At 41.9% G+C, this 17458-nt stretch carries 9 protein-coding genes; 5 read left to right on the top strand and 4 right to left on the bottom strand.

The features are described 5' to 3' along the window. A partial coding sequence (locus AAGC65_RS18865) for a PKD-like domain-containing protein (RefSeq protein WP_343114019.1) occupies positions 1 to 3666 on the top strand: 3666 nt, incomplete at its 5' end. 7 nt (positions 3667 to 3673) lie between these two features. Further along, complete coding sequence (locus tag AAGC65_RS18860) at positions 3674 to 4696, top strand: type IX secretion system membrane protein PorP/SprF (protein ID WP_343114018.1); 1023 nt, start codon at positions 3674 to 3676, stop codon at positions 4694 to 4696. Positions 4697 to 4892: 196 nt separating this feature from the next. Here the strand turns inward: AAGC65_RS18860 and AAGC65_RS18855 are convergent, their stop codons facing one another. The 4 genes from AAGC65_RS18855 to AAGC65_RS18840 form a co-directional block, all read right to left on the bottom strand. Further along, entirely contained in the window at positions 4893 to 6416 is a 1524-nt protein-coding gene (locus AAGC65_RS18855) for a glycoside hydrolase family 32 protein (RefSeq protein ID WP_343114017.1), read from the bottom strand. Positions 6417 to 6495: 79 nt separating this feature from the next. Then, on the bottom strand, positions 6496 to 8214 hold the full coding sequence (locus AAGC65_RS18850) for a RagB/SusD family nutrient uptake outer membrane protein (protein WP_343114016.1): 1719 nt from the start codon (positions 8212 to 8214) through the stop codon (positions 6496 to 6498). 19 nt (positions 8215 to 8233) lie between these two features. Beyond that, positions 8234 to 11341, bottom strand: coding sequence for a TonB-dependent receptor (locus tag AAGC65_RS18845; RefSeq protein ID WP_343114015.1), 3108 nt, complete (start codon positions 11339 to 11341; stop codon positions 8234 to 8236). Between the two features lie 91 nt (positions 11342 to 11432). Beyond that, the gene (locus AAGC65_RS18840; protein WP_343114014.1) at positions 11433 to 12758 is read right to left on the bottom strand and encodes a sugar porter family MFS transporter; all 1326 of its coding nucleotides are present in this window, start codon (positions 12756 to 12758) and stop codon (positions 11433 to 11435) included. Between the two features lie 349 nt (positions 12759 to 13107). Between AAGC65_RS18840 and AAGC65_RS18835 the strand changes: the two genes are divergently transcribed. The 3 genes from AAGC65_RS18835 to AAGC65_RS18825 all read left to right on the top strand — a co-directional run bounded on the left by AAGC65_RS18835 (position 13108) and on the right by AAGC65_RS18825 (position 17454). After that, on the top strand, positions 13108 to 15879 hold the full coding sequence (locus tag AAGC65_RS18835) for a substrate-binding domain-containing protein (RefSeq protein WP_343114013.1): 2772 nt from the start codon (positions 13108 to 13110) through the stop codon (positions 15877 to 15879). A gap of 160 nt (positions 15880 to 16039) precedes the next feature. Next, positions 16040 to 16618 (top strand): Crp/Fnr family transcriptional regulator, encoded by a 579-nt coding sequence (locus AAGC65_RS18830; RefSeq protein WP_343114012.1) that lies wholly within the window; start codon positions 16040 to 16042, stop codon positions 16616 to 16618. 68 nt (positions 16619 to 16686) lie between these two features. After that, the gene (locus AAGC65_RS18825; RefSeq protein WP_343114011.1) at positions 16687 to 17454 is read left to right on the top strand and encodes a sterol desaturase family protein; all 768 of its coding nucleotides are present in this window, start codon (positions 16687 to 16689) and stop codon (positions 17452 to 17454) included. Positions 17455 to 17458 lie beyond the last annotated feature (4 nt).

The raw sequence follows: 17458 nt of genomic DNA, 5'->3' as shown, positions 1-17458 counted from the left end.
TCCTCCTCGCAAACATTTGTGACCCCGCAATTGAATGCAACAATAACATACTATGTTAAGACCCGAGAAAATAACTGTGAAAGCACGCCAACACCGGTAACTGTAACTGTTAATCCCCTTCCTGTTGCGCCATTGGCTAATGGAACAAGGGTTTGCACCGGATCAGCTGCTACGCTGACTGCCCAGGCTCCTCCCGGAAGTAATATCACCTGGTATGATGCAGCTGCCGATGGAGGTTTATTAGCTTCAGGCAGTACCTTTACTACGCCCAGCTTATTCGAAACCATTACTTATTACGTTCAGTATTCAACGGAAAGCTGTAATAGTGCGAGAGCTCCGGTAACCGTGACGGTGGACACCATTCCCGACATTAAATTTCTATACCCTTCTGGCGGTTATGTAACAACATACCCAAAGCTTATTGTACCGGCTGTTAGAAATGGCTCAGAAGGAACATTTAGTGTTCAGCCTGAAGGATTGGTTTTTGCAAATACCACTACAGGCGAAATTAATGCTCGCGCCAGTAAACCCGGGAGGTACACGGTTACACGCATGAGTAACAACCCCTGTCAAATTCCTTATAGTAGTTCTATTAACATTTATGTCCCGGGAGATGGTGTGGCTTTTTTTTATGAAGGACCTTATTGCCAGGATGGTATTAATCCCAGACCCAATTTAGATTTTATTCCAAGTTCATATAGTTCTTCTCCGGGACTGGTTTTTGTAGACACAGGCACAGGCGAAGTTAATTTAAGCGCAAGTACCCCAGGCACCTATACTGTAACCCGCGTAATTAGTTCTGATGGTACTGTGCAAACTTGCTCCATTACTATTAATGAAAAAATGTCTGTTCAGGCAGGCGACGATCAAATTTCGGCCATAGGTGAGCCAATCCAGCTGGCGGGTGTTATTCATGGGGCCTCTGGTGGAAAGTGGTCTGGGGGAGCGGGCTCATTTTCAGACCCAACGCTAACCAATGCTATATATACACCGGCTGCTGAAGAACGGCGGGTTATACTTCGTTTAACTACAAACGATTCTAAAGTTTGCGAAGCCAAATCTGACCAAATGGTTATTACCATTCAACCGTTTGTTACTCCGCCAACCGCCTCGGATGTTACTGGTTGTTTAGGCAGCCGTTCAACTATTGCTGCAACAGCGCCAAAAGGCGAAATCCAGTGGTATGATACGGCTACCGGAGGAAATTTGCTTTCAGTTGGCCCTACTTTTTTAACTAATCCCCTTAGTGGAACTACAACTTACTACGCGCAGGCAATATATAGCGGGGTTGCCAGCTCTCGCACTGCTGTTAAGGTTATCGTTAGCGCCCCACCTGCACCAAATGCTTCAGGATTAACGGTGCTGACAGGGAATACAGTAACGCTTACAGCCACCGGGTCAACAGGTACTTATGAATGGTATTCTGCCCCAACCGGGGGTAAGCTGCTTTCTCTAACAAATTCATACTTAACCCCCACCTTAACAAATGACACCTCTTACTATGTACAGACTACGGTGGATGGTTGCAGTAGCCTTAGAACTAAAGTGGATATACAGGTAACACCTTTACCCCAAATTAATAGCTCATCCGCAGATAATGTTTGCAGCGGTTTGGAACTGAATTATAATATTATGGCAAATGTATCTACTGCTTCCTTTTCCTGGAGCAGAGCTGCAGTAACTGGAATTAGTAATCCGGCAGTAAACGGTCAAAAAACCTCGATTATTAAGGAAGCGCTAATTAACCTCACCAACACTCCTGTTACTGTAACTTATCTCATCGCTGTTGATGGCAACACAGCTGCTCCATTCCATTATATGGTTACTGTTTACCCTAAACCCAGCTTTATTGGAAAAACTACTACAAGTATACCCAATAAAACCAGCAGCAATTTCCAGATCAAGTTTAACTTACCAAATACTATTTTTAAATGGAGCCGGCCAGCTATACCCGGCATAAGTAATGCAGGCATTTCGGGTCAAACAAACTCAACTATATCTGAAGTTTTATTTAACACCACCAACGCTCCAATTGATGTAACCTATTTACTGCAATATTTTCCGAATTGCGCTGATTCTCCAATTACTTTAACTGCTACAGTTTATCCTACGGCCACTATAACCAGCGCAAATAATGGCATTGCATGCAGCAACGTACCTCAAAACTACACGATTACTTCAAATGTAAATGAAGCTACCTTTAGCTGGAAACGGGATGCCGTACCTAATATTGCTAATGCAGCTGTAACAAATCAAACTACACCCAACATCAATGAAAGTTTAATAAATACCGGATATATCCCAATTCGTGTTAACTACACTATTACGCCCACTGCTTATGGGTATTTATATCCTCCTTTTATTTATAGTGTAATTGTTAATCCGCGCCCGCATATTCCACAGGCTAACAGTAATTCTCCTGTTTGCCAGGGCAGTACAATTCAATTGAGGTCGGCTTTAGTCCCAGGAGCAAGTTACCTTTGGGTTGGCCCAAATGATTATAGTTCAACATTACAAAATGCAGATATACCAAATGCTACCCCGGCTAATGCAGGGACTTATAAGCTATTTGTTACGGTAAACACCTGTACCAGCGAGGCTGGTATCACTCAGGTGGCAGTGAATCAGCCGCCCTTGGCCAATGCCGGGCCTAACCAATCTGTTTGTATCAATATACCTGCTATCAACCTGTCCGGAAGTGTATCCGGAGGCAGCGTAACAGGAATATGGAATAGTAGTGGAAAGGGTAGATTTTCCCCGTCAAATAATAGTTTAAATGCCCAATATATTCCTTCTGAACAGGATAGATCTGCAGGATCTGTGACCCTGACACTTTCTTCTACCAGTAATGATGATTGCCAAATCTCTGCATCTAACATGATCGTAAAGTTTGGAAAGACACCCGCTGTTGATGCCGGGCAGGATATAGAGGTTTGTTCCCAAAGTACCACTGTTCCATTGGCAGGTAAAATGCTGGTAGCACTCCCTTGTAATTGGATAACCTCAGGAAGCGGCACATTTTTTCCTGCTGCCACCAACCCCGATGCTTCGTATGTGCCAAGTGCTGATGATATTAAAGCCGGTACCGTAAAATTAACATTAATGGCTATTACTAATGACCCGTGTTATACCACAACAGATGACCTTATGGTTAAATTTATCCTGCCACCAACAGTTAACGCCGGTGGGGTAGTATATGTATTACAAAATAGGGATTTAACATTAAAACCATTTGTCAGCGATCCTGATGTGCAGTATTTATGGACACCTAACATTGGCATCAGTGATGATAAAATAAAAAATCCCATAATTACCGGAGAAGCAGACAGGGTTTACACCCTTAAGGTAATTAATAGCCATGGTTGTACAAGCCAAAGCCAGGTTCTTGTTAAGGTATCACCAAGTTTAACTATACCTAATACGTTTACGCCTAATGGTGATGGGATCAATGATTTCTGGGAAATTAAAGGCCTTATCGCTTACCAGGATGCGGTGATTGACATATTTAATCGTTATGGTACAAAATTATACCATAACATCGGTTACAGTGCCCCTTGGGATGGCACTTTTAATGGCCAGGCATTATCGCCGGGTACTTACTACTATATTATCAACACCAAAGTTAATAACCAGGTTCTAACCGGCCCGCTTACCATATTACGATAACTTAATTATGTTAGAACGTTTAAAAACGCTATCCCTGATTATCCTTACAGTGTTAAGCCAGCTTTGCCTGGCTCAGCAAAAGCCGCAATATACCCAGTACGTTTTTAATAATTATTTGTTAAACCCGGCTTTATCAGGCATTGAAAATTACACAGATGTGAAGGCCGGATACCGCAGCCAGTGGACCGGATTGGAAGGAGCCCCGGTAACCGGCTACCTCACCATCAATGCCCCGATCGGGAAAAACTTTGTTCGGGGAGATGCCACCGCTTTTCCGGCCGGTGGTGGAATCAATCCCTCCAGCAGGCTGTACACACAACAATATCAGGCCGCTGAACCTCATCATGGTATTGGCCTAACTATCGTCACTGATAAAACCGGACCTATATCACAAACCACTATCGATGCAACTTATGCATACCACCTGGGTTTAACTTCAAGACTCAATCTGGCAGTTGGTGTAGCTGGTGGTTTCAGCCATAACGTTCTTAATCTTTCACAAGTCACTTTGGTAAATTCACTTGATCCTATATTTTCTAACCTTGATAATAATCAATGGAAACCGGATCTGGGATTTGGTGTTTGGGCTTATGCACCCGATTATTTTATAGGGCTTTCCGTTCAGCAGCTTCTTCCTCAAAATCTGTTTATTACCACCAGGAACAATACTTATCAAAACAAAACTGTGCCGCACTATTTCCTTACCGGTGGCTTTAAAGTTTTTTTAAATGATGATATAACCTTTTTGCCTTCGGTATTACTAAAAATGATCAAACCTGTTCCTACTACTTTTGATATCAATATGAAGTTGTCTTTCCGGGATAAACTTTGGGTGGGAGGCTCTTACAGGCGTGACGACTCATTTGCGACGTTGGCTGGCATTAATATCAGCTCATTTGTTAATGTCGGATATTCTTATGATTTCACCACTTCCCAATTAAGGACTGTGAGTAGCGGAACCCATGAAATCGTTATAGGAATTCTGCTTAACAACAGGTATAAAGTTACCTGCCCGCAACATACCTTCTGAATTACCACATATTGTGGCCGCGAAAGCGGTTTTGAATATGCTGCCATAGCAAAAAAGGGCGTTAGTTAAAAAAACTAACACCCTCATTACCCTAATTATAGTTTATAATAAAACTAAGGCGTTGTACGTACCATTAAGCATGAATGTTGCTGTTTATTTACAGTCCGTGCGAATATAAAACCAATAATAACCACCACTATTTCAGCTCCCTAATATTTAGGTCACGCAAAGTTGACTTTCCTTCTGAAAACATTGAAACACCGGTTGCATCTTTATCCGGATAAATCATAGTGGATATTACCTTTTCTCCATCGTTACCAAATACCTCCAGCGATGATTTGTCTACCAAAACCTTTATTTTGATTATCCCATTAACCGGTTTCATTGAGGCAGTTTGTACCAGGTTTACTGCCTGTTTATTTTCTTTTTCTGATGTACTGCAATCAATAAACAACTCCTGCTTTTCTGTGTTATAACCTACAACTACCTTTTTTGACTTGTCCTGTTTTTCTGCAACATTAAAGCCCATCTTTTTTGAATCATTAATGGCAAACTCTGCATTTATCCAGATAGCATTGCTATCATAGGCTCCTTTTTTAGATAAAGGAACGGTTTCATTATTAACCACTACGTTTTTCATAGACAGCACACTTCCCCTGGTAATTTTCGCGAGCCCTTTGCTAAGCATTGCTGGCGGGTTTTGAAATAATCTTAAACCCTCATCAGTTGTTTTTAAGGTAAGGTCATGCGGAATGGACATTTGCCCTTTCCAGGGATAGGTTTCACGCCTGCCATTCTGTAACCAGCCTATCAGCAGCTTTTTATTGGCAGGGGCATCGCGCCAGGCTATAGCCGCGTAAAAGGCATCGCCATAATCAACTGTTAATATTTTGTCGGCTGCATTATCATTTTTAAAGTTTACTCCATCAAAATCACCCACATAATATTGCATCAGCGGTCCGTGGTCGCCGCCACACGAGACAAAAAGCACCCACTTAACCTTTTGAGCGTTGCCATCAACGGTTATAGGCAACAGCGATGGGCACTCCCATCCGTTTTTAGTATAACCTGCCGGACCAAAATCACTCAGCTTTGTCCATTCCTTTAAATTTTTTGAGCCATAAATACGTACCATGTGCTCATCAACCATAGCAACCGTCATGATCCATTGTTTTGCCGGCTCATACCAAAACACGTTGGGGTCGCGGAAATCGCGTTTGTTCAAATCAATTACCGGGTTACTACTATACTGCTTATAGGTTAAGCCGTTATCAAGGCTATAAGCTATAAACTGCGACTCTTTTTTTTGCTTAGGCTGATCGGCCGTAAAAATGGCAACTAATGGACCTTTACCTTTTGTACCAAAGCCGCTGGTATTATTTTTATCGTTAACCACCGATCCTGAGTATATCCAGGTGGTAGTATCTTTACTAAGCACTTCCGGAATAGCAACCGGCAGACTTTTCCAACTGATGAGGTCTGTACTGGTGGCGTGCCCCCAGCTCATGTGTCCCCATTTGTTTTCAAACGGATTATGCTGATAATACAATTGAAACTCGCCGTTTAAAACTATTAGTCCGTTTGGATCATTTGTCCAGTTAGTAGGTGGCGAAAAATGATAAACCGGCCGCCATTGCGGCGTAGGCGTTGTACTTTGCTGAGCATTTGAGCTTAAGCCCAAAACTATAAGCAACGCGCTAATAATGTTAACTCTAATCATTTGATATAAATTTAGATAATTGAATATTCACTTACATATAATGTTAGCCAGGAGAATTATCTCCCGGCTAACATAGATATTACCAACCGTGGTTTTGTTTATATAATCCTTTGCTAAAGTTAATCTGATTTAATGGGATAGGCATATATTCGTCCCTGTTCTTTTTAAATACAGCATCCTGCAAATGCGATTTTCTTGTTTTTTCGACTGCAAAATAGCTGTTCATATATTCAGCTGCAATTCCCCATCGTACCAGGTCAAAAAAGCGGTAGCCTTCCATCGCGAATTCTAAGCGGCGCTCAAACCGCAGCGCCTGCCTGGCAAAATCCTGCGACCAAACGCAATTTACTCCGGGTTGATAAGTAGCGATCTTGTAATTAGAGATAGCGCTGCCATCTGCCTGTTTCAACAACGATTCACTGTTAGCCGCCCGCTGACGGATCTGGTTAATCAGTGGTACTGCTTCCAACTCTCTGTTCATTTCAATTAAAGCTTCGGCTTTAAATAATAGCACATCGGCATAACGGATAATAGCCCAGTTTTTTCCGCTTGACATAAACGGAGGGAATTTTTTGAATGCGGGATCATCAGGCAAAACGGTTTCTTTCATACTCAAATGCGGCCCGTAAACCTGCGGTGCGCGTGCCCATGAAGTTTGGAAAATAAAGCTCGACCGGTATTTATAAGGATGTCCCGGCGTGGCCACGGTATGATCTATACGCGGATCAAACGAGTTGGTTTTATAGTCGCCGGTTGGTTCAATATCAGCATTGTTAAAAGTGCCGAACATCGGTAAACCATTGTTATCTGTTTTGAACGCGTTGATCAGGTTATTGCTCGGAACATGGAAGCCGCAGCAACCGTATTCCTGGTTCATCGGGTAGTCAAGCTCGTGACCAAAATCCTCACGGCCCTGCGGAGTACCGTCGTTTATAGAATATTGAATGGCAAAAACAGATTCTTTTCCGTTTTCAAACTGTGACAAAAAGTTGTTGGCAAAATCGGGCAATAACGCATAACCGCCAGAGTTAATAACATCATCACATAACGTGTTAACTTCTGTAAGTTTGGCCTGGTCAATTCCGGTTACGTTGTTACTTTCGTCCTGGGTATAGGCATGGTACAATAAAGTCTTGGCCAGATAAGCTTCTGCGGCATACTTATTGGCCCTGCCCACCTCTGGTTGTGTTTTAGGCAAACTGGCTACCCCGGCACGAAAATCGTCTTCTATTTTTTTCCATAAAGCATCATCAGTCAATGCATTATTTGAAATCGTAGGGTAATCCGTTTTGACTACAGTTTCATCAATGTAAGGTACATACTTAAACAGTATTTTAAGCAGGAAATAAAAATGCCCGCGTAAAAAGCGCAGCTCGCCCTGCCTTACCGCCTTATTCGGAAAATCCGCGTCGGATATAGCGTTAACACGGCTTAAGGCATCATTTACCCTGCCAATACCTACATAAAGTCTAAACCAAAGGGCATCGGTAGGCCCGTAGTCTACACGGTTAAGTGAAAATGTTTCATAGCCGTGAAACTCGCTAATATCGCCGGGACCGTCACCGCCTTTGTAAGCGTCGCCACTCCTAATACTGCCATAAGGCCACATGCTGCTGTAGGGCGTCATGTACTCATCATTACCCAAAGCCGAATACGCGGCAATAACCATCTTATCAATATTGGCCGGGGTATTTAAATCGCTGCTCGCGGCCGTGCCTTGTGGCACGGTATCCAGTGTTTTCTTGCATGATAGCAGGCAAACACAAAACAAAGCCGCTATATATATTTTATTTTTCATGTTGTTATGCGCTAAATATTTAAAATGAAAGGTTTACACCCACGGTACCAATAACCGGGATAGGATAAATATTATTAGGGTTTTCCGGATCAATAGCGGTGTAGGATTTACTTTTAACCGTAAACAGGTTGCTTGCCTGTACATATACCCTCGCGGTTTTAACATTGATGCTTTTGAGCGCATCCTTTAAGTTATATCCCAACTGAATGTTCCTTAATTTTAAATATGATCCGTTTTCAATATAGTAGGTAGATGAGCGTCCTTCGTTATTCCTGTCAACAGTGGTTAATGCCGGAATGGTAGAATTTGGGTTTTGAGGAGTCCAGGCGCTTAGTGTTCTTGTTCCCCAGTTTGCACCCGGTGCTATTGACGAGAAATCGGTCAGTCCCTTATAGGTATTATACTCTTGCACCCCTTGTACACCTTGCAAAAAGAATACGAGGTCAAACTGGCGATAGCTCACAGAAACATTCAAACCATAAGTAAAATCAGGATCGGTAGTCGCTATAAACCTTTGATCCTTACTGTCAATTATACCATCGCCGTTTAAGTCTTTATACCTGATGCGGCCCAAACCCTTACCTGGCTGCTCCGGTGAATTATCAACCTCGGCCTGTGACCTGAATAAACCATCGGCAACGTATCCGTAAATAGAATTAACCGAACGTCCTAAAATGGTTTGATCGGTTCCGTTACCGGGATATGAAGCTATGGCATCCTGCGGCAGGCTGGTGATCTTGTTACGATAGGCCGCGATGTTTCCGGTTAAAGTAAACGACAGATCATTAGATACCCTGCCGCTATAATTCAGCAAAAACTCAAAACCGGTATTACGAACCGATGCCGCGTTAATAGTACGGTTACCTGACTCACCTAAAACGGCTAAATATGCCGGGGTAAGCAGGATGTCTTTAGTGCTTTTTACAAAATAATCGGCCGAACCGGTAATGGTATTGTTAAAAAGCCCAAAATCTAAACCGTAATTTGATTGTGTTGTAGTTTCCCATTTCAGGTTATCATTACCCTGTTGTATTTGGGTAAAACCCGATGGAAGCTGACCGGTACCTGCGCCACTGATATCATAGGCCGAGCCTGATTCATAACCAAATACGTGATTAACACCATAAATAGCCGAATAGAGTGTATAAGGCGCATAGTAAGGACTGGCCTGATTACCGGTTTGCCCGTAAGAGTAGCGTAATTTCAGATCAGATATGGCAGATACATTATCCTTTATAAAACTTTCCTGACTTAAGCGCCAGCCTACCGACACTGAGGGAAATACACCATACCTGTTATTTGCCCCAAACCTTGAGGAACCATCGCGACGTACCGTTACCGACGCCAGATATTTATCATCAAAAGAGTAGTTGGCTTTTCCGAAATATGACAATAGGGAATAATTACCACCGGAACCACCATTATCAATATTGGTTGATCCGGAACTTAAATAGGCATAATCAATATTTTCCTCGCCTACCCCTTGCCTGGTTCCATAAAAGGTTTGGTTAATGTATTTTAACTCTTCCTGACCGGCTAAAACATCCAGTTTATGTTTGCCTTTATTTAAATTATACGTTAAGGTATTGCTGAATATCCAGTTGCCTTCATAGTTGGCATTCTGGTTTACCAGGTTTGTTGGATCTGACAGGAAGCCGGAAACATATGATTTACGCAACGTACGGGCATAGTTGCCGCTATAATCTGCAGAGATACTGGTACGGAAATTTAGCCCTTTAATAATGTTTAATTCAGCATAGGCATTACCAAGTATACGGCCAAAGTTATTTTTGTTCTGTTTGTTGTCTTCAATTAACCTTACCGGGTTTTGCCTGTCAGCCATGCCCGGGCCGGGACCACCCCATCCTACTCCATCCACGGTATGCACAGGAACAGCAGGTTCTTCAATTTGCGACAGGCCTGTAACATCGCCGGTAGGGATCAGCACATCTTTCATATAGGTGCCGGTAAAGGTTTCGCCTACCTTTAAACGATTATTGAAAAAGTTATACTCCGAGTTGAAGCGAGCGGTTATCTTTTGATCATGCGTTTCTTTGATGATACCTTTATTATCGTAATAACTGACTGAAAACAGAGAGTTACCTTTTTCGTTACCATTAGCTACCGATAAGTTGTAGGATTGTATAACCGATGTTTGCCCGATCTCATCGAACCAGCTGGTGTTGGCAGGCTTCATGGTTTTAGCTGCATCCAGGAACTCGGGTAATATAACCTGGTTAAGCACTGGGTTGTTATAATCTTTATTCCAATCGTACTGGTAAGTTTGATTCAGGTTTGGATCAAGCTTGTCATTTACCGAAGCACGCCAATAGGCCTCACCCCTTTCCTGCGTATTTAGGGTTTTTAATTTGCTGGTATAAAATTGCAGCGAGGTTGATGCATCAAAATTAATACGACTGAAACCCGCTTTCGCTTTTTTGGTGGTAACGATGATGACACCGGCGGCCGCGCGCGAACCATAAATAGAAGCCGAGGCAGCATCTTTCAATACCTGTATCGATTCTATATCGCTCTGGTTAATTTCCTGTAAACCGCGCTGGGTTTGTACCCCATCAATAATATAAAGCGGATCGTTACCCGGAAGGCCTGGTAAGGGCAATGTGGTATTACCACGTACCCGTACCGTAGCGCCGCCATTGGGCGAACCATCTGAAGTGATGAACAAGCCTGGTACCCGGCCCTGTAAAGCCTTAATAGGGTTACCTACCGGAATATCTTTGATCTCGCTTACATTAACCACGGCTACAGCGCCGGTGATGTCTTTTTTACGTTCTTTCTGATAACCGGTAACCACTACTTCATTTAAGTTAGAATTACCTTCCAGGGTTATTTGTAAATTTTTGGTATCCGCAGCTACCTTAATCGTTTGCGTATTGAGGCCGATATAAGAGAATTTTAATGTTTGGCCGTTAGTGGCCTGTATAGTAAACTTCCCATCTTTATCTGTTAACGCCGCCTTTTGTGTTTCCACCACAACAACGGTAACAGCTTCCAGCGGCCCGGCAGTCTTATCCGTTACCCGGCCGGTAATACTTCGGGCCTGCCCGAAACCCTGCAATGCCGTAACCAGCATTACAAAGGCAATTAGTAGTAATTTTCTCATCATTTTTTGTTATAGGTTAAGTATTTGGTTTTTGAAATTCAGCTATTTTCTAAGCTGTAATTGGTATAGTTAATTGATCAGTATACTATGCCTGTTAGTGCATTAATAGGTTATTTTCAATCTGCTCCAATGATTTCCCTTTGGTTTCGGGCATCACTTTCCAAACAAAAATGAGCTGGCCAACCATCATTACCCCGAAAAAGGAAAAGGTAACAGCCCCACCCAGCGTTTCGGCGAAGTAGGGAAAGCAAAATGCAATCAGCGCCGCCATTACCCAATGGGTTGAGCTTCCCAGTGTTTGTCCCTTTGCCCTCACCTGATTTGGAAATATCTCGGATATAAACACCCAGATCACCGCGCCTTGCGAAAAAGCGAAAAACGCGATGAACACCATCATGTAAGCCGGAATTGCAAAGCCGTTGAAGTGGCCCGAATAAAAAGTGAAAGCCACCAAAAACAAGGAAATGATAAGCCCAAAAGAGCCAATAAGCATGAGCATGCGCCTGCCCACCTTATCAATTACATTGATGGCCAGCAACGTGAATATAAAGTTGATAAGGCCTATACCTACGGTTGACAGCAGGGAAGAGTGCGCGCCAAGCCCTGCCATTTCAAATATGCGGGGGGCATAATAAATGATGGCGTTAATACCCGATACCTGGTTAAAAAAGGCAAACAGCACAGCCATGATCACCGGCATTTTATATTGCCCCGAGAAAAGGCTATCGCTTACACTACCCTCCTGAATATTTGATTTTTTTATAGACTCCAGTTCCAGTTCGCTATTAAGCGGATTGATGACCTTAAGTATTTTAAGCGCCTTTTCATTCGCTCCTTTTTTAAGGATAAGCCACCTTGGGCTTTCAGGTATAAAGTAAATTAACACCAGAAACAGCAGTGAAGGGAAAGCCTGTACACCCAGCATCCAGCGCCAGGATGATTCGCCGCCCTGGCTAATAAGGTAATTGGAAAGGTAGGAGATCAATATACCCAGCACCACGTTGAACTGGAATAAACCCACCAACCTGCCACGCCTGTCGGCCGGAGATATTTCTGAAATATAAATGGGCGCAGTTACCGATGATACGCCTACCCCCAAACCGCCCAGCAACCTAAATATTAAAAACACATACCAGTTACCAGCCAGCGCGGTACCAGCCGATGATAATAAATAAGCCAGCGCTACAAAATACAAGGTGTTTTTACGCCCGAACAAGTCAGATGGCCTGGCACCAAGCAGTGAGCCTATTACAGTACCTATTAAAGCGATGGATATGGTTAAACCATGTTCAAAAACTGAAAGGTGCCAGAATTGTTGGATAGATTTTTCGGCACCGGATATCACTGCGGTATCAAACCCGAACAAAAAGCCACCGAGGGCCACAACCATAGACCAGGCCAGGACGGAATATTTTCTCATAAAATTATAAAGGTGTAATTGGATTTATAGCTGCAAAATAACCTGATAGGCCGGGCAGTGGTTACTGAATTTGTACCAGAAGCGTACAAAAATGAAATTCAATTTAAAAACCTCATTTACAGATATATAAAATAAAAACAGATCAACGTTACTGTTTAAATCTTAGTTTATGTTACCCGCTTATTTCAATTTTGATACATTGGTTTGGCTTATCATAGGCTTGCCATACCCGCCTTATTTGTATTGTAGCTGCATTTATTGATAACTTTGATATCAAACGGCCCCGACGCCGGTAAACAACCCCAATAAACCAACTATATAAATTAATTAATCACAGCATTAAAAGCTAATGGCTTTGCATCAAAAACTGCGCACCTTTATTTTGTCACTTATCTTACCGTTACTCCTGTTTGGTGGCTGCAAGAACGCTGATAAAACATCCCAATACACCATAGGTTTTTCCCAGTGTGTAGGCTCTGACCTTTGGCGGCGCAATATGCTTGATGAAATGAAGATGGAATTGTCGCTGCATCCCGGCGCCAGGTTCCTTTATGCCGATGCAGATAACAGCAGCAAAAAACAGATTGAGCAGGTAAAGCAAATGCTTGATGAAGGTATAGACCTCCTGATCATATCGCCCAATGAGGCCCAGCCACTTACTGGTATAGTTGAACAGATCTATAGCAAAGGTATTCCTGTGATTGTTATCGACCGTAAAACATCATCCGATCTGTACACGGCATATGTGGGAGCTGATAACTACCAGGTAGGTAAAATAGCAGGAGAATATTTAGGCACCACACTCAAGGGGCATGGCAATGTAGTGGAGGTAATGGGTTTGCCGGGCTCGTCGCCTGCTATTGAGCGGCAAAAGGGCTTTAGCTATGCTCTTTCAAAATATCCCGGTATACATATCGTATCGCAGGTATATGGCGACTGGCTACAAAGTAATGCCGAAAAGCAATTGTTACAAATACAGCCTGTACTGAAAAACACTAACGCGGTGTTTGCTCATAACGATGTTATGGCACAAGGTACCAGAAAGGTTTTGAATAAACTACCGTTTTCGCACCCTATTAAAGTACTTGGTGTCGACGCGTTGCCAGGGAACGGCGGGGGCTTGCAAATGGTAGCATCTAAAACCATTGATGCCAGTATGCTTTACCCAACCGGTGGTAAGGAGGCCATTACTACTGCTTTCAGGATATTAAACAAAGAGACCTTTTCAAAAGAGAACATTTTGCAATCTCTGGTGATTGATTCAAGTAATGTTCAGTTAATGAAAGTACAATGGGCCAGGATCAATAACCAGCAAAAAGATATTGAGCGGCAGCAATCATTATTAACCGAACAACGTGAAATATATAACAGCCAGCAGCTGATCTTAAATATCATTGTGATCACACTGGTGCTGGCCATTGTTTTTGGCGGGGTAGCCTTTTACTCACTCATGGAAAACCGCAAGATCAACAAAAGCCTGGAAGCCAAAAACAAGGAAATATTGTTGCAGCGCAACCAGCTGATAGAAATGTCGGCCAAGGCAGAGGCCGCTACAGAGGCCAAGCTAAATTTCTTTACAAATATCTCTCATGAATTCCGTACCCCTTTAACACTTATCCTTTCGCCCATTGAGGATATGATGGCTAATGAAAAACTGAGCCTGGTGGCCGGTAAAAGCTTAAAACTGATGCATAAAAACGTTTTCAGGCTTTTAAGGCTGGTTAACCAGTTAATTGATTACCGCAAAATTGAATATGATAAACAGCAGATCAATGCATCGCCCAATAATATCGTTGAGTTTGTAAGAGATATTCTGAATAGTTTTCAGCACAATGCCCAAAAGCGAAATATTGATCTGGTACTTACCTCCTCCGAAAAAAACATCACCGTATGGTTTGATATGAATATGCTTGATAAGGTATTTTTCAACCTGTTATCAAATGCTTTAAAGTTCACTAATGATAACGGCAGGATACAGATTATTTTCACTAAAAATACTACTACGGTTGATATTGCCATACAGGACAGTGGTATAGGAATGGAACCGGAGGAAGCAGCTCATGTATTTGATCAGTTTTATCAGGCCGATAATGGAGCATCTAAAGGTTCGGGACTGGGTTTGGCCTTATCAAAAGAGATCATTGCTAATCATCATGGCAGTATAAAGGTAAATACCAGAAAGTGGCAGGGCACTACTTTTACCATAACGATGCCTCTGGAACCATTGAATGATCAGGATGAATCATGCTGTATCCGTATAACTGATAGTGCTGTTATTGATGAAAGGGCGAAAATGTATACCACGGATCTTGACGAACCATTAAGCAAGATTGAACCAAATTTTGATGCTGCGCCTAAAGAACAATCTATACTTATTATTGAAGATAATGCAGATTTACTGAGCTATCTAACAGATAAGCTGAGTAACGAGTATGAGCTATTTACCGCGGATAATGGCACACAAGGGTTGAGCGAAGCTTTTGAAAAAGTGCCTGATCTGATCATTTCAGACATTGTTATGCCCGGATTATCAGGAAAAAAGATCACCGAGTACCTGAAAACCGATATGCGCACATCGCACATACCTATTGTTTTATTAACAGCCCAGGCCAGCGTTGAGCAGCAAATTGATGGCGTGCGCAGTATGGCCGACGCGTATATGGTAAAACCTTTTAACTACGAGCATTTGCTGGCCACCGTAAAAAACCTGATTAAAAACAGGGTAATACTCAAAGAGCATTTTACCAGTGAAATCAGTCATGGTAAAATGCCGGTATCTAAAACGCTCGACAAAAAATTCCTCAATGATTTTGCAGGTATTGTTGAACAAAACTTAGGGAATGAAGGATTGAATGTGGACGACATATGTAAAACTATCGGCATTTCGCGCGTTCAGCTTTATCGTAAGGTAAAAGCCCTGCTTGGCTGCAGCATTACAGATTATATTTTAAACCGAAGGCTCAAAAAAGCTAAATATTTACTTATCAACGAAGGCTATTCTATCTCAGAGATCACCTATATGGTTGGCTTCTCCAGTCCCAATTACTTTTCAACTGTATTTAAAGCTAAATACGGATGCACTCCAAGTGAATTTAAAAGGAGCGGGATTAGCCAGGCTTAAGCAGGGCTAATCAGCCCAAACCTGCCATACGCAGCCTTCTGTATGGTTACTTTATATCAGATGTTTGTCAAATATTATTTTACAGGCAACTGACGGCATTACTTCTCCCGTTGACACTAATAACAATAATTATTATTGCATTTTGTTATTAAACAATCAGATGTATAGCAGTGTAACCGAATATATTCGGGAAAGGATCACGATCAGCGATGAGGAGCTGGAAAGCAGTTTTACTTATTTTCAGCCAAAAACATTCATTAAAGGCGAATACCTGTTACACGCGGGTCAATATTGCAGGTTTGTTGGTTTTTTAAATAAAGGACTGATCATGACAACCATAGCAGACCAAACAGGAAATACCAAAGCTACCAACTTTATTTATGAAGGCCACTATTTTACCTATACCGAAGGCCTCCACTTAAATGTACCCTCGCATAAAAATTTTATTGCGCTGGAAGATTGCGAGGCGTTAATGCTAAACAAAAAAGATCTTGAGGTTATTTTTAAAGAAACTCCTAAATATGAAACTCTTTTAAATATAATACTGGCAGAAGAAATACGAAGGTTAATGTTAAATGAACAAGCCGACAAAACAATGAGTTTAAAGGAGCGGTATTTGAATATTGAACAACAATACCCAAACGCTTTTCAAAAGATCCCGCTGAAATACCTTGCCGACTATTTAGGCATTGAGGCGCCAAGCCTGAGCCGCCTTAGAAAAAGACTTGCAGCAAAGTAAGAAATTAACCCGGGTTAACTGATAATAAAAACCAGGGCTATACTTTTGTCTTCCAAATAATCATACCTATGACTTGGAATAATTTTCTTTTACAGCTAATAGATGTCGCCATTAAATATCTTTTTATCGCGGTACCTGTATTTTTTATATTTTATGTGCTCTTAAAAAATAGAATCGCTCATAAAAAAATACAATCAAAATTTCCTAAATCAAAAGACCATATCAGGGATACTCTGTTTTCGATATTGTCAATGATCCTCTTTGCTGTTCCGCCCCTGCTTATCTTACAAAACGATGCTATCAGGCCGCACACCACCTTTTATCAAAACATTAATGAACATAGTAAAGTGTATTTTTTTCTTGCCTTTCCAATAATGATGCTGATGCACGATACTTATTTTTATTGGATACATCGACTGATGCATTCGCCTTTATTATTCAAAACTTTTCATTTGGTACACCACAGATCCACTAACCCTTCTCCTCTTGCTGCATATGCGTTTCACCCTTTGGAGGCCGTGTTAGAATCATTAATATTTGTAATTTATTTATTTACAATTCCTGTTCATCCTATCCACATTGCAGTCTATTTCGCATTCAGCATGTTTTATAATGTTTACGGGCATCTTGGGTTTGAGCTTTTTCCTAACGGATTTAATAAGCATTGGCTGGGTAAATGGATGATCACTTCTGTTTGCCATAATCAGCATCATCATTATTTTAAAGGGAATTACGGTTTGTACTTTACATTTTGGGACAGGTCAATGGGTACTTTAAGGTCTGACTATGATACTACTTTTGAGGAAGTTACAAGTAGGAAACGAATAAAAGCCTAAACAT

The sequence above is a fragment of the Mucilaginibacter sp. genome, assembly GCF_039207105.1.
Taxonomy (GTDB): Bacteria; Bacteroidota; Bacteroidia; order Sphingobacteriales; family Sphingobacteriaceae; genus Mucilaginibacter.
Note: the sequence above shows the minus strand (reverse complement) of the source record. Positions and strands in the feature narration are given on the sequence as shown.